This is a genomic window from Candidatus Formimonas warabiya, assembly GCF_002777255.1.
Taxonomy (GTDB): domain Bacteria; phylum Bacillota; class Dehalobacteriia; order Dehalobacteriales; family Dehalobacteriaceae; genus Formimonas; species Formimonas warabiya.
Genome location: NZ_CP017634.1, coordinates 5,734,898 through 5,756,740, shown reverse-complemented (window position 1 = coordinate 5,756,740; position 21,843 = coordinate 5,734,898). Strand labels below are relative to the sequence as shown.

Annotated in this window: 16 protein-coding genes and 1 pseudogene; 4 read left to right on the top strand and 13 right to left on the bottom strand. The window is 40.9% G+C overall.

Going from position 1 to position 21,843, the window contains the following annotated elements:
* Positions 1-98 precede the first annotated feature (98 nt).
* The 7 genes and pseudogenes from mttB (DCMF_RS29905) to DCMF_RS25925 form a co-directional block, all read right to left on the bottom strand.
* A pseudogene (mttB, locus tag DCMF_RS29905) lies at positions 99-1,544 on the bottom strand ([trimethylamine--corrinoid protein] Co-methyltransferase).
* Positions 1,545-1,617: 73 nt separating this feature from the next.
* On the bottom strand, positions 1,618-3,084 hold the full coding sequence (mttB, locus tag DCMF_RS25950; protein ID WP_148137122.1) for a [trimethylamine--corrinoid protein] Co-methyltransferase: 1,467 nt from the start codon (positions 3,082-3,084) through the stop codon (positions 1,618-1,620).
* A gap of 269 nt (positions 3,085-3,353) precedes the next feature.
* Positions 3,354-4,805, bottom strand: a complete 1,452-nt coding sequence (locus DCMF_RS25945; RefSeq protein WP_148137121.1) for a sigma-54 interaction domain-containing protein — start codon at positions 4,803-4,805, stop codon at positions 3,354-3,356.
* Positions 4,806-5,102: 297 nt separating this feature from the next.
* A complete protein-coding gene (locus DCMF_RS25940; RefSeq protein WP_214658917.1) occupies positions 5,103-5,753 on the bottom strand; it encodes a nitroreductase family protein in 651 nt (216 codons plus the stop codon).
* Between the two features lie 136 nt (positions 5,754-5,889).
* A complete protein-coding gene (locus DCMF_RS25935; RefSeq protein ID WP_148137119.1) occupies positions 5,890-6,183 on the bottom strand; it encodes a hypothetical protein in 294 nt (97 codons plus the stop codon).
* Between the two features lie 4 nt (positions 6,184-6,187).
* Entirely contained in the window at positions 6,188-6,871 is a 684-nt protein-coding gene (locus DCMF_RS25930; RefSeq protein ID WP_148137118.1) for a Crp/Fnr family transcriptional regulator, read from the bottom strand.
* A gap of 8 nt (positions 6,872-6,879) precedes the next feature.
* Positions 6,880-7,434: a DUF1638 domain-containing protein gene (locus DCMF_RS25925; RefSeq protein WP_148137117.1), complete on the bottom strand. Its 555-nt coding sequence runs from the start codon at positions 7,432-7,434 to the stop codon at positions 6,880-6,882.
* 196 nt (positions 7,435-7,630) lie between these two features.
* On the opposite strand from DCMF_RS25925, the gene DCMF_RS25920 reads away from it, so the two are divergent.
* The 4 genes from DCMF_RS25920 to DCMF_RS25905 all read left to right on the top strand — a co-directional run bounded on the left by DCMF_RS25920 (position 7,631) and on the right by DCMF_RS25905 (position 11,940).
* Positions 7,631-7,942, top strand: coding sequence for a pyridoxamine 5'-phosphate oxidase family protein (locus DCMF_RS25920; RefSeq protein WP_148137116.1), 312 nt, complete (start codon positions 7,631-7,633; stop codon positions 7,940-7,942).
* A gap of 293 nt (positions 7,943-8,235) precedes the next feature.
* Complete coding sequence (gene istA, locus DCMF_RS25915; protein WP_148137115.1) at positions 8,236-9,714, top strand: IS21 family transposase; 1,479 nt, start codon at positions 8,236-8,238, stop codon at positions 9,712-9,714.
* Positions 9,711-10,460: an IS21-like element helper ATPase IstB gene (istB, locus tag DCMF_RS25910; RefSeq protein WP_148137114.1), complete on the top strand. Its 750-nt coding sequence runs from the start codon at positions 9,711-9,713 to the stop codon at positions 10,458-10,460. The genes istA and istB overlap by 4 nt, the downstream gene beginning before the upstream one ends.
* Positions 10,461-10,755: 295 nt before the next feature.
* Complete coding sequence (locus DCMF_RS25905) at positions 10,756-11,940, top strand: MFS transporter (RefSeq protein WP_148137113.1); 1,185 nt, start codon at positions 10,756-10,758, stop codon at positions 11,938-11,940.
* 80 nt (positions 11,941-12,020) lie between these two features.
* Here DCMF_RS25905 and DCMF_RS25900 read toward each other — a convergent pair whose 3' ends face one another.
* The 6 genes from DCMF_RS25900 to DCMF_RS25875 form a co-directional block, all read right to left on the bottom strand.
* Positions 12,021-14,372 carry an O-antigen ligase family protein gene (locus DCMF_RS25900; protein WP_148137112.1) on the bottom strand — a complete coding sequence of 784 codons (2,352 nt, stop codon included), beginning with the start codon at positions 14,370-14,372 and terminating at the stop codon, positions 12,021-12,023.
* 74 nt (positions 14,373-14,446) lie between these two features.
* Positions 14,447-15,811 carry a sugar transferase gene (locus DCMF_RS25895; protein WP_148137111.1) on the bottom strand — a complete coding sequence of 455 codons (1,365 nt, stop codon included), beginning with the start codon at positions 15,809-15,811 and terminating at the stop codon, positions 14,447-14,449.
* A gap of 58 nt (positions 15,812-15,869) precedes the next feature.
* Complete coding sequence (locus DCMF_RS25890) at positions 15,870-16,991, bottom strand: glycosyltransferase family 4 protein (protein WP_148137110.1); 1,122 nt, start codon at positions 16,989-16,991, stop codon at positions 15,870-15,872.
* Complete coding sequence (locus tag DCMF_RS25885) at positions 16,988-18,124, bottom strand: glycosyltransferase family 4 protein (protein ID WP_148137109.1); 1,137 nt, start codon at positions 18,122-18,124, stop codon at positions 16,988-16,990. Before DCMF_RS25885 ends, DCMF_RS25890 begins: the two co-directional genes overlap by 4 nt.
* Before the next feature lie 421 nt (positions 18,125-18,545).
* Entirely contained in the window at positions 18,546-19,550 is a 1,005-nt protein-coding gene (locus tag DCMF_RS25880) for a glycosyltransferase (RefSeq protein ID WP_148137108.1), read from the bottom strand.
* 3 nt (positions 19,551-19,553) lie between these two features.
* Complete coding sequence (locus tag DCMF_RS25875) at positions 19,554-21,824, bottom strand: glycosyltransferase family 4 protein (protein WP_148137107.1); 2,271 nt, start codon at positions 21,822-21,824, stop codon at positions 19,554-19,556.
* Positions 21,825-21,843 lie beyond the last annotated feature (19 nt).

Genomic DNA, 21,843 nt, shown 5'->3' with positions numbered 1-21,843 from the left:
TCATGATCTTCTCCATTTTGATCTCTCCTCTTCTAGTAAGAAGTCCGGAAAATAGGTTGATCCAGGGCGGATCCTTCGTACCACCTGATGTCACCCTCTTATTTCTTCTTGGGAATCAGTCTCTTCTCCGCATCCTCCACAATCGCGTTAACTTTCTCCGACACTGCATCAGGGAGAGGGGCAGGCTGATGATTTTGCAGGATATTCCGCGCATACTCTTCCGCGCGAAAGGCATAATCACGAGCACCGTCATCCAACCACCTTTGCCGGATCCGGCGATCGATCACCACAGGTTGAGACTGATGGGCCCGGAAATGCTCCAGAGTATGCTCATTCACCAGGTAGAGGCCGTTGGTGCCCATTTCTTTGATCACATCGACGGCCATGGTAATATCATTAACGGGGATCCCCTGGAGTACCCGTCTGATCATGCGGGCATTTTCATTGTCGGCCACCAATGAACCAAAGCTTAAAGCAATTCCGCTTTCCAGCATCCCTGAACCGAAAACCATATTGGCACCTGCCAACGCCGGTAAAAGGGCTGTAAGCATTTTTTCCTGACCTGCCTGAGCATCCAGAATCTTGCTGTCTGCCTACCCTCCGGCAACCCAGCTGGGCAGCAGGTAAAATTGGGCCATTTTGGCCAGAGCAGCGTTTAACATGGCCAACTCCGGGCATCCTACCGTGGCAGTGGCAGTTTTCAAATCAAGCATGGTGGTGGAACTGCCATAAATAATGGGCGCTCCTTTGTGCACAATTTGGGCCAGGACAAGCCCCGCCAATACCTCCACGTTATGACTGATCACCGTTCCTGCCAGAGTCACCGGTGATGTTCCTCCTGCCATGGCCATAGGTAAAACGATCATGGGCAATTCGTGGCGCGCGTATTGCATAATGCCTTCACAGCAGCTATGGTGAAAAGTCATGGGGCTCTGGGGGCAGACAATCCCGGAAATGATCGGTCTTTCCCTGAGTTTGTCCTCACCCCCGGCTACTGCTGAGGCCATTTCCAAAATCCAGGGAAACAGGCCCGGATCAGGGTCGGATAGACAAGGCTTGGTGGTATTCCTCAAATTTGCCTCCAAAATATGCAGGTTATATACGTTGGGATGCACATCATTTGGCGTGAGCGTGCATTCCAGCATATCAATATCCTCCAGGTAATCGCACAACCTGGCCACATCGCCTACGTCTTTTTTGGTGGACTTTCGATACGCTCCTGTGAATGGATCATATACATTTAAGCCGATGCCAAAAGAACAAAAATGGACCCTGGTGCCTTCCAAAAGAATATCATTTTTGGCGTCGCGTCCTGCTAAGAGCACTTTTTTCGGGGCGGAGTGCAGACATTCATCAACAAGGGACGCCGGTATTTTTACCTTCTTATTGCTCCGGTCAACCCTGGCCCCACCGCTTTCATAAAGATCTATCGCTTCTGGATTGTCTACAAAGACTCCGGTTTTTTCCAACACCTCAAGAGTTCCGTAATGAATCGCCATGAAATCATTTTCCGTAAAAATGTTAATGCCGAAGCCGCCAAGCATGGCCTGGCCCGATGAAATGCGTCTTTTTACCACAGCATGCCCCCCTATCATTTATGTGTTTTTTCTCGGCCATTTAAAGCAAGTCTTTTTCTGCTTCTGCGATGATTTCACGCAGTTCCTGTGCTACGCTTTCCTCCAAGGGCTTCGGTTGATGGGTGCGCAGGATCTGCTTCGCTTCTTCCTCAATCCGGGTAGTGTAATCTGTTGCCCCGCTATTTAACCACTGTTCCCGGTTTCTTCTCTCCAAATGGCTGATGCGTGACTGCTCCGTTCGATAGTTGCTTAAGGTATGGTCGTGCATCAGATAACTTCCTCTCGCTCCTATCTCTTGAATCACATCGACGGCCAGGCTCTCATCCGTCACCGGAATACCCTGAAGGATCCTGCGCATCATCCGGATGAATTCGTTATCGGCTACTAAGGAACTGAAATCAAAAGTCATTCCGGTATCCAGCATGCCAAAACCATAAACCATATTCGCCCCCGCTAATGCAGGCAAGAGGGCGGTGAGAGTTTTTTCATGACCGGCCTGCATATCATTAAGCTTGCTGTCCGTTAACCCGCCGGCGACCCAGGTAGGGATGTGATAGTTTTGGGCAATCTTTACTGAGGCCGCCGCAATCATGCCTAATTCAGGACAGCCTACCGGTGAGGTGGCCGATTTCATATCAAAAATCGTCGACGTGCACCCATAGATCACCGGAGTTCCTTTTTGGGTTAATTGAGCCAATGCGATACAGGCCAAAACTTCTGCATTATGGGCTGTCAAAGTTCCTGCCAAGGTGATAGGAGAGGAGGCCCCTGCCATGGTCATCGGCTCCATGATCATAGGCAGTTCCCTCCGGGCATAGGCAATGATTCCTTCACAAAGGTTATGATGAAGCATTAATGGGCTTTGGGGACAAACGATCCCACACATGGGAGGTCTGTTTTTTAAATTTTCTTTTCCTCCGGCTACTGCTTCCGCCATACGAAAAATATAAGGAGACAAGCAGGGTTCAGGATCTGTTAAACATGGTTTGGTGGTATGGGCCATCAACGCCTCGTAGATATGCAAATTAGCAGTTTTAGGGTTTACATCACTGGGGGTAACCACCAGCTCCAGCATGTCAAACTCCTCTAAGGCATCGCACAATTTGGCGGCATTGGCCACATCTTCTTTAACCGCCTTGCGATACTGCCCGGTAAAAGGATCATGGACCCCAACCCCGATGCCGAATGGGCAAAAGTGCACCCGGTTGCTTTCAAAATGAACATCATCTTTGGGATCCCTGCCGGCTACAAGTACTTGGGGAGGGCATGTACGCAAACACTCTTCCACCAGGTATCCGGGAATTTTGACCATTTTATGGTGCCTGTCAACAAGTGCGCCGTTTTCCTCAAAAATATCCAATGCCTGGTCATGCTCCACAAAAAAACCGCTTTTTTCCAATACCGCTAAGGAGCCCAAATGAATAAGTTCAATGGCATCTTTTGTTAGAAACTCCAGATTGCATCCTGCCAACAAATATTGGCCTGTGCGCGTCCTTCTCTTGCTCATGCTACTACCACCTCCTGAGAATAACTCATTTAATAAGCAAAAATAATGCCAAAGCCGGCAAATCAAACCTGAACGCCTTACAGCAAACAATGGGCCGGTATTTCCGGATTTGGCGTTCCCCGTTTCACGTCCCGGCAAGATAAAAAAATAAGGAACATGAAAAAAAATATTTCAGTTCCAAAATGATTGTGTCTCTGAAAGATGTTCGTGGGTGAAATGCAGTTTTTCATGAAATATTATTTTTCACTCCTGAAACGTTAGAGAAAATACTATTTCTGATATAAACCAAACTTCCTGATCCGATAATGGAGGGCTTGCCTGAGTACACCTAATTCTTCAGCTGTTTTGGTAACATTGCCCCCGTTTTTATCCAGGCAGTTTTTAATCACCCTTTTTTCAACTGCCATTAGAATGGCGTGAAGTTTTCCTTCTTTATAAGGAATAAACACATCCACGCCCGGATTCCCAAATCTCTCTTTGATATAAGGGGGCACATGCCTTAAATTAAGCTCCTTCTCGCCGACCTCAATGCAGTTGATGGCACTTTCAATGGTATTTTCCAATTCCCTTACGTTCCCCGGCCAGTGATATTCCTCAAACATTTTTGTTAGCTGTTCGGAACAGCCGCCGACATACAGCCCGAATAAACGGTTATACTTATCAATAAAAAACTGCACCAAAAGAGCAATATCTTCCTTTCTTTCCCTGAGGGGAGGAACACCCAGGGTTACTGTGGCCAAACGATAGAAAAGGTCTTCCCGCATGCGCTGCTTTTTTACCGCCTCAAAGGGGTCCATGTTTGTGGCACTAATGATGCGGCAGTTTATCGGTTTCTGTTGTTTTCCCCCAATCCTGCGCACCACCTTATCTTGCAGGACGCGGAGCAGCTTGGCCTGAAGTGAGATCGGCATGGAATCAATTTCATCCAAAAACAAGGTTCCTTCCTCGGCTTGTTCAAACAAACCGGGAGTCTCAATGGCGCCGGTGAATGCTCCTTTTGATGTGCCAAATATCAGACCTTCCAACAAGGTTTCCGGAATTGCCGCACAATTTACGGCAATGAAAGACCCTTCAGCAAAGAGACTGGCATTATGGATTCCTTGGGCAAAAAGTTCTTTCCCGGTTCCGGTTTCTCCGTATATCAAGATGGGCGACGTTCTACCGGCGATTTTCCTAGCCAATAAAACCGCTTTGCTAATTTTTTCCGACCTGCCGACGATGTCCTGTAGTGAATAATAGGTTCCATTGTGATAGATGGCTGTTTTCGTATTATTTTCCCGGTTTACTTTTCTTTGCAATTCCAGGGACCGGGACACGAATACATTTCCCTGTTTCACATTTGGACCAATGTTGTAGACCGCCTCGAGATTTCCTTGGTAAAAAAAAGGGTAAGAATCGATAAATATTTCAATTAATCGTTCATTATCCAAACGGTATTTACAATGATGTTCAATTAAGGGTCTGCCGGTCTCGATCACTTTTTTCGTTACCTGGTCAAAAAAACCTTTCCCATTGGTATCAGGATAGATATCACGTTCATGCTTTCCTAATACATTTTCCCTTTTCATCCCTTCACTTTTTTCGGACTCACTATTGTATAATACAATTACCCCCTCCTTCGTCGAAACGGAAACAGGCTCGTGAATCCGGTCAATAATTTCCCGCAGCAGTTGGTTTTCTTTTTCAAGCAGCTCCACATTTTTATTATTCGTCCCATTCATAAAAATGACCTCACTAATTGCGTAATGATGTCCTAAATATTCCACCGGCACCCATAAAACCCCTCTTTTCCCATCCATACAGTTTTCGTTTATAAATTATATAAATTAACAGTATTTCTTTGTTCTATATTTTTTGCTATCATCGACGTTTCCCCTTCATGTAGAATAGACTACGACAGGGATTTTGTCCTCGTGATACAAAAAACCCTTGTATTGAACTTCATACAAAGGCTTTTAGTTAAGATTCTGTGTCAAAAAAAGGGAGCATATCAGTTGGAAAACTTTCTTATCAATTTTTTATTTCAATATCGTCGTAATTTCCTCCACTTTTTTACGGGGTGGCATGGCAGGTTCTTCCGCCGGATAGCCTACAGGAATCAGGGCAATAAAGTCAAGGTTCTCCGGTATGCCCACAATTTTTTCGATTTCTTCCTTTGCCCGGACCGGTCCGGACATCCAGAGGGCCCCCAGTCCCATAATATGAAAGGCCAGCAGCATGGTATTAATCGCGGCTGCCGCAGATTGTAATTTCGAGTTCGACTTCCGCAAGGCTTCTTTCGTTTTAACCGCATTTTCATCAAGGGGCCTGCTGTCTAAGAGATGATCAAACGAGGATTCACCGGTCTTGAAACAGACCAGTACAAGCGCCGGGGCTTTTTCCAGGATTTTTCCCGATTTTATTAATTGCTCCAGTTGACCTTGAAGAGGAGCAGCCTCCGGCCACGAAGCAATCAGACGCATCTTCTGCTCCACGGCCAAAGCAATTTCTTTTATCTTCGTTTCATTACTGACAATGTAAAAGTGATAGGATTGGGAATTGCCTCCGTTGGGTGCATAGCCGCCCAATTCAATTGCTTTTAATATGTCCTGCTCGGGAACCTTTTTATCAAGCCATTTCCTAATCGATCTTCTTTTCTTTACTAAAGCTTCAAACACATCTAATTCCATTTTCATACTCCTCTGCCCAATAATGATTGATCTACTCGACTATTTGTCAAGACTGGCTTTACTGCCTTATCTCTATCATTGTATCATATTTTGGGTTACTTTACCTGTATTGCTAACGCAAAGTACCTAAAGACATTTACTTATTCTGATAATGAATGGAAATTATACCGTTACTGAGCAGGTAGTTAAGGGATTCTTCCAGGTCATTTTGAGCAATGTCTTCCGATAGAGTAAGTAAATCTTCATACTCGATTTGTCCTTTGAGGGGCTGTTTCTCATTCTCCCATGAGAGATGAATCAGGACCCGAAGTGTTCTTCCTAATGGCGAATCCGTTTTCACTGCTTGCAGTAAATTCATCATAAGATTGAGGCGGCCGACCATCGTCTTAATAACTTCAGAATTTTCCATGGTCAAATTTATCTTCACCATCTATCTATATGGCTCGTGCAGCTTCAGCAAGTTTATTTTGATCCAGCAATATAATTTTATGTCCTTCGGTGGTAACAAGGGAGGATTGCCTGAGGTCCAAGAGAACATTTGTCACCATCACCCGGGAAGCATTTACCAGGTTAGCCAAGTCCTGATGGGTGAGATCAATATCAATAGTGGTCCTGATCCCATTGGATTGGCCATAGGTTTTTGCCAGGCGCAAAAGTGTGGCGGCGATTCTTCCTTTCACATCCTGAAAGGCGTTGCTGGCCACCTGCTCGGTATAATTGTTGATCTTGCTGCTTAATAACTGGATAATTTTCAAGGATGTTTTAGGATTTTGGAGCAAAACAGAAAAGTCGTCTTTATAGCAAGAGCAAACCACCGTTTTCTCCAAGGCTTGAGCCGAGATGGTGTGCACGGCATCGTCGAAAAAAGTGTTCTCCCCAAAAATATCATCCTCTTTCAGGATATCCAAAATAACTTCCCGGCCGTTTTCCGATACTTTGAGCAGCTTTACCTTCCCGTACTTGATCACGTAAATAGCGTCGGCAGTCTCGCCTTCCAGAAAAACAAACTCATTCTTTTCATAAACGTTCTTTCGGGTCAAATGGCATACTCTTTCTTTTTCTTCTCTGTTCAGACCGGAAAAAATCTCCAAATCCATCATACATTTGGGTCTGTACATGTGCGGGATCACCTTCCTATGGTATCCTCCAAAATTTTTCTGAAGTGATCGAGATTAATAGAAACAATTTCGATGGGGACCTCCGTATATTCAAAGAACTCCAGAACCTTTTCCTCGTCGATCGGCGCCAAACCTGTATCCAGTAATAGAATGCGGTCATAGAAGCCGAAGTTCTGCCGGGCATCAACAGCATCCCATTTCAATCCGTCTATAAAAATCTTGCGCCAATTTTCCAACCAGCCGGCCGTAATATAGAAAGTACGCGCCTCCCCATCATATTTCGCCAAATCATCCCCGATCAGCATCTCTATACAATTTTTGGCCTGTACAATATTACCCTTGCCGGAAATAAGGTCTGCCATATCGGGATGACAGTGTTGGCCGATGACAAAGGCGGTGTCCGACCCGTCTATCTCCCCGGCAGTTTTGGCCAAAGCCCCGGCTAATGAAGCCAGGTCAACGTGTTGGCCAGGGTCGATAAACTTAATATTGGTTTGTCTGTCTTTTAACAGATGCCTTATTTCTTGTTCCAGAATTCCACAGCATACTAAATTCTTTGCCAAGGTAAAATTCCCTCCTTGATTCTAGTTAATTAATATTATGACGATCCAAATAATTTTTCAGTAAAATATTTTACTTCTCAGGCTAATTTCATCTTTACCTGGAAAAAAATTTTTCTTACAATTGTAAATTCTTTTACAGCCACCTTCCCCCTATGGAATTAAAATAGGCTTAATTAGAAGAAAAGGAGTTGATATTATGCTTATTAATGAACAGATCCAAGAACTCATCAAAGCTGTCCCTTTTGTTCCCGTTACAACTGTGTCGGCGGCAGGAAAACCCCATACTATTGTGGTCGGCCAAGTGAAGGAAGTGCTGGGGGATGACAAACTGTCTTTGGGGATTTACAAAATGCAAACAACGCAACAAAATGTAAAGGAAACCGGCCTGATGCAGGTAATTCTGGCATCTATGGAAGGCGGGCCAAAAGGCTACAGGTTAGAAGGAAAGGCTTGTATTGAGGGCAGTACCATTGTGTTTAAGGCTGAAAAAGCAGATCCACTTTTATAAGATAAAAATAAAACGATTTGGCACCGTTTTCTTTTAAAAACTGGGAACCAATTTACCCGGCACCTTTCTATCTGAAAGGTGTTTTTTTATTTCAATTAGACGACAATTTTCTTGACAGCTTAATTATTGTGCACAGAAACAGCACTGACTGCTTAGAAATTACTAGCCCCCAAATGTAAATGATAATATAAAAGTGTGCCACTTCAAGGCATTTTGACAGCGAATTAGTTTACCACCTAATATTAGAATCCAGTAAAATATTATTAATATTTTACTAGGAGGAATCGAAAGGTGTGATTATTGGAGTGGACATTTATTCAGCGATTCGAATCCGGTATTCTGATGGCGAATCCATACGATCAATTTCCAAAAGCCTTGGTATTTCAAGGCAGACTGTTAAAAAGTATTGCGAAGGTTCCACCCATCCGGAAATACGAAAGACTTATCAGAGGGAACCTGAAGTATTAACCGATAATGTCAATGCTTTCATTCTTAGCTGTTTCAAAGAAGATGAGGATGAAAACCTTAAAAAGCAAAAACATACAGCAAAGCGAATATATGACCGGTTGGTGGTAGAGAAAAAATTTACAGGATCTTATTCCTCTATACGTGCAGCAGTTAGAACTCTAAAAACTGAAAGAACAGTACCACCACAAAGTTGTGTTCCACTATCCTATGCACCAGGAGAAGCTGTCCAAATTGATTGGGGTGAAGCTACTGTATATTTAGACGGTCAAAAAACCAAGGTACATACCTTTTGTGGCCGATTATGCTATAGCTGTGACATTTTTGTCCAAGTGTACAAGGCTGCCAATGAAGAAACCTTTTTAGAAGCCCAACAACTCATGTTTGATTTCTTCGGTGGTATTCCAAGACGCTTAATATTTGATAATGCAAAGGTTGCTGTAAAAGAAGGATTCGGTATTTATGCGAAGCCACAGGACAGATATCTTTCCTTTAGTGCCCATTATGCCTTTACACTAGATTTTTGTAACCCAGCCAGTGGTAATGAAAAAAGCCTTGTAGAAAACTTAGTTGGTTACTCGAGAAGAAATTTTCTTGTGCCTGTTCCAAGAATATCTGACATTGAGGAACTGAACCATAAGCTTTGGAATGCTTGCATCAGTTACCGTGAGAACCATAAGGTTGAACACCGGAATCATCCTGTAAAAGTAATGTACCAAGAAGAGGTTAGATTCTTAAATACTATCCCACGGTTCAGATTTGACACAAGCAAAACCGCTATTACCAGAGTAGATGATTTTTCTACTGTCCGCTATGAGAAAAACAATTATTCTGTTCCTGCAAGATATCTTAGGAAGGATGTCACAGTAAAAGGTTACGCAAATAGTGTTTGTATACTACATGAAGGATCAGTCATTGCAACTTATTCGCGGCAGTATGGTACCGGCAATACAGAATACCGCTTAGAGCACTACATTGACCTTCTGGAAAAAAAGCCTCGTTCTGTATTTAATGCTCGGCCAGTTAAGGAGACCATGACCAAGGAACTGCTGGACTGGGGAAGTCAGTTACCGGGTGGAAATAAAGAGATGGTTAAGCTTCTTCGCTTATGCGTGGACTATGGAGAAGAACGAATCCTTGCCATCAAACATCTTATACCCGGGCATATTATTTCAACAGTCGATATGGTAAGAACCTACTTAAATGAGCCGGCTAAGTCTTCAGTTATATATCTTAAAAATGAGATTGCCATAACCAAAACGGATTTAAGAAAATATGACGAGAAATACGGGGTAGCAGGTCAATGATAAATACAAACGTACAGACTATTGAGCTTTATACCAAGCAGTTAAGGCTACCCACTTTTAATCACTATGATAACGTAATTCGTCAGCTTGGAAGTGACAAAGGCTATGAGGAATTCCTTCTTGCTCTAATGAAAATGGAGCTTGACTCCAGAATGGAAAGCAGTCGGAAGCGTAAAATTAAATCGGCAAACTTTCCATATATTAAAACCATTGATGAACTTGATTGCAGTCGGTTTGAGCATCTTACAGAAGCCTTTATCCATGAACTTTCAAGCTGTGATTTTGTAAGCAAACGCCAAAACATCGTGATGATCGGAAACCCTGGGACGGGTAAAACACATCTTAGTATAGCCCTTGGTGTTAAAGCCTGTATGCAGGGCATGAACGTAAAATTCTACACAGCGGCAAACCTCTCTAATGAACTAATCGAAGCCCAAGAATACAAGAAACTTATCAAAATAGAGAAGCAGCTTTCCAAAACCGAATTATTGATTATTGATGAACTAAGCTATCTTACCTTTAACCGTCATCAGTCTGAATTATTATTTAAAGTTATCGCTGACAGGGCTGAGCGCAGGAGCGTCATTGTATCAACAAACTTAAAATTTTCGGATTGGGTCACCATGTTTGAAAATACCACAATGGTAACAGCACTCATTGATCGATTAACCTTTAAGTCCCATGTACTAAATATGAACTCCGACCACCCATACAGAGCAGAGTATTCTAATACTCCCAACAATTAGCATCAAGGGAAATACTGCACAACCAGTGTTTCCCTATATTTAAAAACTTAGTGGTAAACTTTTTCACTGTCAAAAACACAAAAGTGGTAAACAAATTCATTGCCATTACTGGTAAAAAAATTCGCTGTCAAGTGGTAAACAAATTCGTTGACATTCACACCCCCAAAAGCACGCCATGAAAATATGATAGAAATTTACAGAGTATGTAGTTATAATATACCGGAAGGCACTTTAAGAAACAAAAAGATACTTTTTGCATCTTACAGACAATCATTGAGGCCAGGTGGTAACAAAAATGCATCAACCCAGGTTATGGACAAAGAACTTTTTAATTGACGCTGTGACAAACTTATTTGTTTATTTAGTGTATTATTTTCTCATGGTCACCATAGCCGCATATTCCAGTGACCATTTGCAGGCTTCGCCAAGTGAGGCTGGACTCGCATCCGGCATTTTTATTTTAGGAGCCCTGGTGGCACGTATCTTTGCAGGAAGAGCAATAGACCAGGTGGGACAAAAAAAGATTCTTTATTGCGGATTAGTTTTTTACTTAATCACGACCCTGCTCTATTTTGTGGCAAACAATTTGATGCTCCTTTTTGTGATTCGTTTTTTGCACGGAGCAGGATTCGGTATCTCTGCCACAGCGACAGGAACGATTGTTGCAGGTATTATCCCCTGTGCCCGGCGTGGTGAAGGTACCAGTTATTATGCGATGAGCGCCACCCTTGCTTCGGCCATCGGGCCTTTTTTAGGAATGATGCTCATTCGTCAGGGAGACTTTGATACCGTTTTGATTTTATCGGTGATTCTATTAGCCGCCAGTTTGATCGCCACATTCTTTTTAACAATTCCTGAGGTAAAGTTTACGAAAGAGCAAATGGACAAAATAAAAGGATTCAGCTTACATTATTTTTTTGAAATTAAAGCCATTCCGATTTCTATCATCGGCGTATTGATCGGATTAAGCTTTTCCAGTATCCTTAGCTTTCTAACTTCTTATACGAGGGAAATCAATTTGGTAGGACCGGGCAGCTTTTTCTTTGTTGTTTATGCTGCCTCCATTTTAATATCGCGGCCGTTAACGGGAAGATGGTTTGATCAGAGAGGGGAAAATTTTGTCATGTATCCATCGTTTTTCTTATTTGCCATCGGATTGTTGATCCTGAGCCAGGCTCATCACGGATTTCTCCTGTTATTAGCCGGAGTCTTTGTCGGCCTGGGATATGGAACGTTCCTGTCCAGCGCTCAAGCCATTGCGATTAAGGTATCGCCCGCTCATAATATGGGCTTGGCCACATCTACTTTCTTTAGCTTTATCGATGGAGGGGTGGGAATCGGGCCCTTCCTATTAGGCTTTCTCGTACCGGCAACCGGGTTCCGCGGCATGTATTTAGGGATGGTTTTCGTGGTGTTCGCCTGTAGTTTTTTATATTATTTCTTACACGGCAAAAAAACGCCGGGGATGGAGACGGCTTGATTCACTTTGCTATTGCTTGTTACAACCAAAAACGTGCGAATTATCTCTAACTCGCACGTACCTGTTCCTGATCTGTTTTTTTATTGCAACGTTTCCAACTCAGCCAATCCGCGCACATTTGCTTCAAATTTATCCATAAGCTGAGAGCCGGCAGCCGAGATTACTGCTGTCTGAATCTTATTCCCCTGTTTTTGATAGAGCACTCCCAGCCACATCGCGGCTTCCCCTTTCAGTTGTTTGTCCTGTAAATGCTCAAAGGCGAATTTAAGATTTTGCTCCGCATTAGTCCAATCATGCAAAATATACTGTGACGCCCCCTCGTATAATTTCATCGATGGGGTTACCTCCAGGACCGGCAATAGTTGAGTCCCCCACATACTCTTATACTGTTCCGTTACTCCGGCCATCTGTTTTTCCACCCGTCCCGGCACTTCCTGTGCCTTTTTCAGCATCTTTGCCGCCTGCTCCCGGTCACCCTTTGCCCAGGCTTGATAGCCTACCACAAAATATCTGTACGTCAAACCCTCCCATAAAGCATAGTTATAAGGAAAGCTCTCTACCGTTTTCTCAGAATACTTCAAAACTTGGTCCAGGTTGCCGCTTTCTGCATAAACATTCACCGCCGTGCCCAGAACATTCACATTATAGGGGGCAATTGCAACCGCCTGCTCAATAGTCTTAATCGCTTCCTCCTGCTCATTCAAATTCAAATATGCTACAGCCAAGCTGCTTCGGTAGTCTGGGTTGAATCTATCATAGGATACCGCTTTCTCAAAATGGGATTTGGCCTGGGCATAATCCTTCGCCGTAAAGGCTTTAGAACCGGCCTGCGATTCCGATATGCCCATATTCAGCATGGACACAAAGATAATCACCAGTGCAGAGACCCCAATAACCGCCCCTTGGTAGACCCATTTCCACTGGGCAAATTTCTGGTAGTCCATATATTTATATTCATTAAATGTGTACCGTTCCATACCTCGCGTAAGTCCCAGCATGGCAAATAACACAATGGTAATGGCGGAAAGGGACAGGTCAAAATCGAGAAAGGCATGCAGGCCAATCGTTGCTGCCGTGCCATAGATCGACCACACCAAGAGCTTGGTTTCCCGGTCCTTTTGTTTCCACCATAGTTTAAATACCATTAGCTTATAAAAGAGCCAGATGCTGAGGAAAATGATTAAACCTACAGTGCCAACTTCCGCCCACAACTGCATGTAATGGTTATGTACCTGGGTAGAAGAATAAAAGTAGGATTGGTACTTCCGGTAGGTTTCCTCAAATGCCCCGCCCCCAAACCCAAAGACGGGATGATCTTTTACAATCTTAAACGCATCCTGCCAGAAGACAAACCGCTCCTGTACGTTCCGGTCCGCCAAATTAATATTTCGAATACTGGATATCAAGTGACTGGGCATCAGTTTGCTCGATACGTCGGTATCTTTTACCTGCATCCAGCCAAATATTAAAATTGCAATCACAATTATACCGGCGGCGGCACCGATTACCTGCTTGCTGATTTTCAACCGTGACAGAGCCAGAATCAATGCCTGTCCAATAACAGCTGCTAGAACGCCTATGAAAAACCACAGCCAGGCTCCCCCTGCATTACCAGCTACCAGCATGGGCATTAATTTTATATTTGCCGCCATAGCAGCGATAAAAGTAAGGGTAAAATGACCAAAAGCTAAATAGCGATACTCTTTCCCGAGCCCAATAAAATAAACCAGCAGCACCAAAGGATAAACAATTAATCCACCCCGGGATCCGGTACCGATATAGATCAAAAGCAGGATGTAATTGCCGATGGCATACAAAAAGCCAGGAATTGCTTTTTTCCCGAATTCTGATCCCTCATCTGTTTTCCAAAACTGCAGCCACAAATAGATGCCAATAAAACTCAAGGCCGCTAAATAAGAGGCCAAAGCATTGGGGTACTGCATGGTAGAAAAAATCCGGCCATATAAAAAGCCGTCTTTGATATAAATTAAACCGGTGGCGCACATCACCCCGGCCAAAGCCACGCCAATTCCGGCCAAATAGATGGCGTGAAGCAATATCTTTACATCTTTATGATTCCGTACTAGTTGGGAACAAAGCCAAAAGACCAGAAAATAGATGGCATATTTAATTACTTCAGCCAGGGCGAGCCTGGGATTTGCCGCAGCAAAAAAAGAAATTCCGTATGATAAAACCAGTGCTACTACTAAATAATCCACCGGTTTTTTTAAGAAGCTTGCTTCCCGGCAGGAAAGCTTCCAAAACCAGGTTATGACAAATAGTAAAGAAGCAAAAATTAAAGCCCATTGCTGCTCAGGCTGAAAAAATAGTCCCCGAAAAAAAGGAGGATAAAAAATAAGAACTATAAGCCCCAAAAAGCTACCTAAAAACAAAAAATTACTTTCTATAAAAGAACCTCTTACCTTAGTCATCTGCCACACTCCAAACTGTATTCGTTTTTAATAATCTTCCATTTAAAAACTAATTTCTGCACCATTTTTCCAAGTTAGGACGCCTTATCTTTAATCAGCAATACTTTTAAAGTACGAAACAATATCTGCAGATCCATTAAGGGAGTGTAATTTTTTGCATACAATAAATCAAAACGTAGTTTATCTTCAGCGGATGTACTGTACTTTCCTGAAATTTGAGCTAAGCCTGTAATGCCGCCTTTAATTCTATGACGATAATCATACCCAGCAATACTTTCGTTAAACTGTTCCACAAAAAATGGCCTTTCCGGACGGGGTCCGATAATACTCATATCCCCCTTTAAAACATTAATAAACTGGGGTAACTCGTCAAGCCGGGAATGACGTAACAGCTTTCCAATTCTGGTTACTCTAACATCATCCAAATTAGATAAAACCGGGCCAGAACTTTTTTCCGCATTATCAACCATCGTTCGGAATTTGTAGAGAAAAAATATTTTCCCTTTGCGACCAACTCTCTCTTGCTTAAAAATGATTGGTCCTTTAGAATCTAATCTAATTAAAAGAGAAATGATAAGGAATAAAGGCATGGTCAATAATAAGCCAAAAACAGCTACGAATATATCCATAACTCGTTTGGCTGTCCTATCAGCAGAAGGTAGAATGGAGCTATTCACATATAACACAGGAATATCATCAACTTGGAGAATCTTCGCTTGAGCCATTAGCGTATCATAAAAGTCGGGTATAAAGTTGATATCACAATCATATTCTAAGCATTTACTCAAAATTTCAACCTTTTCCTCTTTGGATAAATCTGAACATACAAAAACTACACTTGGGTTGTTCTCTATTAAAACACTTTCCAGACTATTAATTTCGCCCAAAATAGAAAAACAATGATCCTTTTTTTCAGATAATATCGAGTCTACTGTAACAACAACTCCGATTACCTTATATAAATCAGGTGTGCTTTCATTTATTTTTCCTGCCAGAAATTCAGCCTCGTCACGTTTTCCGACTATAATAACTGTTTTTTTACCGTGAGTTTTTTTCGCCATTTTCCAGATCCAATAGCGCCAAAAACTAAGTAAAATGACATGTACAAATACAGCCATTAATAGAACTGTCCGTGGAAATGCAAACTGACGCAACATAAAAGAAAGAGCTGTATTTCCTGCGAAAATAAAACCGATCACCCATAATATGCTGGAAAATATCTCTATCCATCTTTTATATATTGTGTCATACAGTCCATAAATGAAAAACATTAAAATAGCTAATAACGATATCCAAGGAATTAATCTTATATACGAAGGAAAATTAGCCTCTGGAAATTCCCCAAGATACCTAATATAGAAAGCAATCAGATACCCAGCATGAATTAATAATACATCAACAATTATCTGGATAAAACCATAAAATTTGCTGTTTAGCATAAATACTCCCTCTCCCTTTAGTCAAGCTCTAGTATAAATGTCTTACAATTTTCCTTTATCATAACTTCATTGTTTTATTAAGTTCATCAGCAGCCTTGTCCCAGGAAAAAAATTTGGCCCGTTCAAAACCTAATTGAATTAATCTTTTTCTAAGCTGAGAGTCAGTAAGGAGATGAAATAGTCCTTCCGTAATACTGCTTATTGAAAACGGATTAACTTGTACCCCCGCCTTTCCCACTACCTCCGGCAACGACGAGGTGTTAGAAATAATTGTTGGAGTTCCACATGCCATCGCCTCCAAGGGAGGCAGACCAAACCCCTCATATAGAGAAGGATACGCTAAGACATCTGCAAGGCTATATACTACAGGAAGGTCTTCGTGAGAAATAAAACCTGGAAAGATAATATCATTTTCTAGGTTAAGAGCTTTAACCCGTTCCAAATCCTGTTTAAATTTCCATCCTTTTTCTCCAGCAATAACCATCTTGTGGGGTAAACTACCTTCATTATGAAGTCTAGCAAAGGCATCGACCAAACGGCCTAAATTCTTTCGAGGTGAAAAAGTTCCCACAAACAAAATAAACCTTTCCGGCAACCCATATTTAGCCTTTACTTCAAGACATATTTTAGGGTCATTAACCGGTCTAAAAATAGAACTCACCCCATTATATATTACTTGTATCTTTTCTTCCGGCACATGTAGAATCTCCTGCAAATCATTTTTTGTTGCATATGAAATGGCAATGACCCTGTCCGCTCGTTTTACAGAGGAATCAAAATACTTCTGCCAATATAATACACGAGATTTTTGATATGTCTCGGGGTACTTAAATACAGCCAAATCATGAACTGTAACAATTTTTTTAATTCTTTTATCTAAACCCAAAGGAAGCTTTGTATCTGGAGCAAAAAACACATCAGGATAAAAGCGGTTGACGTTTGGTCCAAAACAAAATATCTCAAAAAAATTCCTTTGGAAAAAACTGGTCTTATCAAAATCTTTTTGGCATACCTTAACATTTTTCTCGTTAGTCCAATAATCTCCTTTAACACCCTTTGAAATGTAAATTATATATGAGTGATCAAAGTTCTTTACTAAAGCATCTGTCATATTCATAATATAATGACCAATTCCAGAATTATTGTTAGAAACCTGAAGTGCACTGATTATTACTTTCACAAATTTACCCCTTTTTTGTTTTCTTTTATCCAAAGTTCACGGTAAAGGGCAAGAGTTTCTCGTGCCGTATGTTGCCAAGAAAACTTCTTAACTTGCTCTTGGCCACGAATAATTAAATTCCTTCTAAGCTCTGCATCAAATAACACTGAAATTAACTTCTGACACAAATCACTCTCATCACGTGGGTCGATGAATAGTGCTCCGTTTCCTACCACTTCCGGTAAAGACCCAACATTAGAAGTAATAACTGGGATGCCACAGGACATCGCTTCTAAAGGAGGAAGACCAAATCCTTCATAAAATGAAGGAAAAACAAAAACATCTGCTCCTCCGTAAATCAAAGGTAAATCATTATCTGGGACATAGCCGGCAATTACCACTTTCCCCTCCAGATTTAACCCCTTGAACTCGGAGAAAACTTTGCTATATTTCCATCCTTTCATACCTACAACCACCAGACGATATTCCGTTTCTGGGCAGATCTTTAACATTTTGGAAAAAGCCTTAAACAACCCTATCAGGTTTTTTCTTGGTTCAAGGGTTCCGACTGTTAATATATATTTTTCGGGAAGACCGTGCTTTTTTCGGACCTCATGGATCAGCTTGTTATCAGAAACAGGCTGGAAACGACTATCACATCCTAAATAGATCACCTGAATTTTGGAAACGTCAACATTATAATATTGGCAAATATCTTTCTTTGTGTTTTCTGACACAGCAACAATTTTTCCAGCCTTTTTTAATGATAAAGGTAAAAGTAACTTTAAAGGTAAACGGTTTTTTATATCAGTAGTATCCGGATAGATTTCATGAACTAAATCATGGACAGTAATTATAGAAGGAACCCTATTTATTAAAGGTAGTAGAAAAGCAGGTGAATGCAGAAGTTCAACCCCATACCTTAAAAGCAACCAAGGCATTACCGTCTGTAGCCAGACATTGCTCTTTACCCCTTGGCCTTTTACAACAAAGTGACAGTTTGATTCCTTTGGAAAAACAATTTCCTGGTTTGAAAAAAGAATAAACTCATCATTAGGAGCTAACTGAGCCATTGACCGTACCAAATTTGCCGTATACTGTCCAATTCCGGTTTTTATCCTAGTTAGTGATCTGGCATCAATCCCAATTCTCATCTTTTTTTAGACTCGCTCTCACTATACCATAATAATAATAACCTTAGTATTTAGTAAATACAAATATCTTATAGTCCCAGTATCCATTAGAAAATAAAATCGTTGCCTCATATTGCTTACTGGAAATAAGTGTGATTAAATTATTAAGGTTCTATAAATCATAAAATGCGTATAACATTAGATAATTTACATAGTATCCACATTCTCTGTTATTCTTGATAATCATTGAAATAACTTGAATACATTGTTCATAAAAATCTCCTATTTTCTCCTTTTATACTCAATACTCAGATTAATCATCTTATACTTCCTTCATAAATCTTCACTACTAATAGTACAAAACACTACTAAAAAATATATTTCTGATGCTGATATACACAGGAGCAGTAGATTCTAAACTTAGAAGTTTGTTGTCTGTTTATTAAAACTTGCCAAAACATTCAAAAATATATTCTAATTGTTTGTCATTAGAAAAAAACAGATCATTTCCCTCAGCCTGTTCCTTAAGGCCCCCTACCTTTGCAGCAATAACAGGCTTATCAAATAACTTAGCTCGACCCATTACTCCTGAAGACCATATTTCCCGGTACGGAACAATCACCACATCACTAGCTGAAATCCACGTATCAAATAGCTCATCAGAGACAAATTGTTCAATTATGTGCACCTGGGAGCTTTGTGCAGCTAGAAACTTAAGGTTAGATAAATAGTCTATCGTTTCTTTATAAGCTAACCTAAGAGAACCTACTACATAAAGATGCATATTGGTACTATGATATTTGTTAAATGCCTTTATTGCCCGGTCAAATCCTTTATGAGGCTGGATAAACCCAATACATAAAAAAATTTTCCCTGGTATTAGCCCTAATTCTTGCCGAGCATCGAATTGACTAATATCTCTAAATTTATAGAAAAAATAATGTGGTGGATAAATTGACACCTTGTTTTTACCAGGATTAATTTTAAAAAACTTCTTAAAGTCTTGAAGCTCTGTATTGGTGTGAAAAATAATCTTTGGAGTTACAGCCCACTTAATTCTTTCCAGCAAATTTTCCAAATAATCTCTAAGTCTGATGGTATCCTTGTTTAATGGATAATTTATTTCATGTGCTATTACTTCAAACTTCCGGAATAACAACATAACTATAATAAAAGAGCAGTGGGTAAGTAATCTCTCAAGCCCGTTCCGATAGAAAAAAGAAGCATGATATTGAATAATAACTTTATTATAAAAGAAGACATACTTCAACAGTTTTAGTATTTTAAAACTCCCACACAAGTCTTCTACAAAATCACCCTTACCCTCATGAGGAGTCAACGTATCTACAATATTTCCTTCACTTCTATATTTTTGGACTGCTTGAAAAGCATATGTTCCAATGCCACACTTCATCGGTGGATAGGTTGATACCATCAAGATTTTCATTTTTTACCCTTCCCCAAGGAAACCTTGTAACACTTCTCCGGCTTTTTGTCCAATAACTTTCCAATCGTACAATTTTTCAACTAGTCTTCGTGCATTTTCCCCCATTTGTTCCATTTTTTCATGTTGTGAAAGTAAACTCTGAATATTTGTTAACATCTGTTCAGGAGCACAGACAATAAAATCCTTTCCATATTCCGCATCAATCCCCCTTGCTCCAGTAGGAGTACTGACAACCGGAAGTTTGGCCGACATAAAATCAAACATTTTGATGTTTGTTCCTGATCCACGGAACATGGGGTTTACCGCAAAATCCGCCGCCTTATAAACTAAATTTCTTTTCTCATCGTCTACTATTCCGTATATCTTTACGTTGTTCGGCAACTCATTAGAATCCGCCATGGCTTGTAAAAATCCTTCCCCTACACCACCTACAATAAGAAAATTTACATAAGGGAGTTGAGGTGCCAATATATCAACTATAAATTTCACGGCATCAACATTAGGGTCATAATTGCTTCCTACAAATACTCCACATATGTTTGGAGGCAATCCTAAATCCTGCTTACATCTTACTTTTTCTTCCTGTTTAGACGGTAGTATCTCGTCAACCATTACTCCGTTAGGGATTAAAACCATTTTTTCTTTAGATACTCGATAATGGTCTCCAAACTTGCCTACATCTTCTGATGAACAAACAAATATGATATCTGCTTCCTGACATAATTGTTTTTCTACAGAAAAAATGTTTCGAACCAACATACGCCCAATTAGCGAATCACCCAATATTTGCTTCTTTACTACATACTCACAGTTATGAGAATCATAAACAAGAACTGGCTTATTACCTAAATTTTTAATAGCTCTCTTTACATAAGGATATACCCAAGGATGTGATACCACAACAACAGATGCATTTAATAAATTCTCTTTTAACACTCTTTGATATTTAGGGGAAAACCTCAATAACCAAGGAATAGTAACATCAATAGTTACTTTTCTACCAGTAAGTCGGTGAAATATCCGATCAAAAGCAAAGTGAGGGACTGTGAGCGGTGTGACAACCTCACGTAAAGTTGGCGCAAGCTGTTGCTCTCGATATGATGGTCCTAACCAATCATAAGTTCCCACGTAAGTGCAATCAAATTTATCAGGCAGATTCCGAAACAAATTGTATATGCGAATACGACCACCACCGACCGGAGGATCAAGAATTTGATTATCTGTAATCACTACTTTCGCAGATTTTTCCGTTTTTGCCTGGATTTCCTTCTCAACACCATCCAAAAGGGTCCTTACTACATTTCTCCAGGTAATCTTTTGTGCAATTTGATACCCAGCTTCACCCATAAGAGAGGCCTGATCTCTGTGATCTAGTAAATATTGCATGGTAAAAAAAATACTGTCGGGATTCGGCTGAGCTATCATCCCATTCTCTAAATGTTTTATAATTACCGCCGGCTCACCTGAGTCCGTACACGTAACAACTGCTTTTTTACTCATAAATGCCTCAATTGTAACCATTCCTAAATCTTCGTTGACTGGAGTAAATAAAACGGCCAGGGCATCAGCATACTCATTAACAAGTCTATCATCAGAAACTCGTCCAATGAACTTAATGCGAGAGTCTGTTGCCGCTAGTTTTTTCAATTGTTGCTCCTCCGGTCCTTCCCCTACTACATGAAGTTCTATTGCGTAGTCCGATGGAAACAGTTTAAATGCTTCTATAATTAGATCTACCCGTTTAAGATGATGCAACCTGCTTACGGCCAAAAAATATTCATACTTTCCGGTTTTAAAAGAGTTAAGGTTTGTGGGATGGTACACCACCTGCGATGACAATCCTCCCCACTTTTTTAGGCGATTTGCTACTGTTTCCCCGATGGCAAACTGCTTCTTTATCCGTTCGGGACTTAAAGCCCAGTTATCAAGCTTTTGGATCAATTTCTTATTTAACTCGTGCTGGTAATCCCGGTAACTGTACAAATCATAAAAAACCCTCATCCTATGGTTTAAATAATTTAAATGACACTTATGTTGAATCATAAAGGAAGGCGCTTTGCAAGAAATAACCAGATCATACTGGTCCAAATTTAAATAATAAAAATCATGATACCCTTTTAATATGCCTTCAAAACTGTTCTCATCAACAGGAATTAAAATTAAGTCTGCATTATGTCCTTCCTCAATCAATGATTGTATTAACCCATTATAAAACCTGTCCATGCCGCCAAAAACGTATGGTACTGATTTGGGGCCCACCAACGCAATTTTCATTGTTTTAACCTCGCTACTA

Excerpts from the sequence above, each read along its gene's own strand:
- mttB (WP_148137122.1), bottom strand. The coding sequence starts at position 3,084 with ATGAGCAAGAGAAGGACGCGCACAGGCCAATATTTGTTGGCAGGATGC.
- DCMF_RS25945 (WP_148137121.1), bottom strand. The coding sequence starts at position 4,805 with ATGAATGGGACGAATAATAAAAATGTGGAGCTGCTTGAAAAAGAAAAC.
- DCMF_RS25940 (WP_214658917.1), bottom strand. The coding sequence starts at position 5,753 with ATGGAATTAGATGTGTTTGAAGCTTTAGTAAAGAAAAGAAGATCGATT.
- DCMF_RS25935 (WP_148137119.1), bottom strand. The coding sequence starts at position 6,183 with ATGGTGAAGATAAATTTGACCATGGAAAATTCTGAAGTTATTAAGACG.
- DCMF_RS25930 (WP_148137118.1), bottom strand. The coding sequence starts at position 6,871 with ATGTACAGACCCAAATGTATGATGGATTTGGAGATTTTTTCCGGTCTG.
- DCMF_RS25920 (WP_148137116.1), top strand. The coding sequence starts at position 7,631 with ATGCTTATTAATGAACAGATCCAAGAACTCATCAAAGCTGTCCCTTTT.
- istB (WP_148137114.1), top strand. The coding sequence starts at position 9,711 with ATGATAAATACAAACGTACAGACTATTGAGCTTTATACCAAGCAGTTA.
- DCMF_RS25905 (WP_148137113.1), top strand. The coding sequence starts at position 10,756 with ATGCATCAACCCAGGTTATGGACAAAGAACTTTTTAATTGACGCTGTG.
- DCMF_RS25900 (WP_148137112.1), bottom strand. The coding sequence starts at position 14,372 with ATGACTAAGGTAAGAGGTTCTTTTATAGAAAGTAATTTTTTGTTTTTA.
- DCMF_RS25895 (WP_148137111.1), bottom strand. The coding sequence starts at position 15,811 with ATGCTAAACAGCAAATTTTATGGTTTTATCCAGATAATTGTTGATGTA.
- DCMF_RS25885 (WP_148137109.1), bottom strand. The coding sequence starts at position 18,124 with ATGAGAATTGGGATTGATGCCAGATCACTAACTAGGATAAAAACCGGA.
- DCMF_RS25880 (WP_148137108.1), bottom strand. The coding sequence starts at position 19,550 with ATGAAAATCTTGATGGTATCAACCTATCCACCGATGAAGTGTGGCATT.
- DCMF_RS25875 (WP_148137107.1), bottom strand. The coding sequence starts at position 21,824 with ATGAAAATTGCGTTGGTGGGCCCCAAATCAGTACCATACGTTTTTGGC.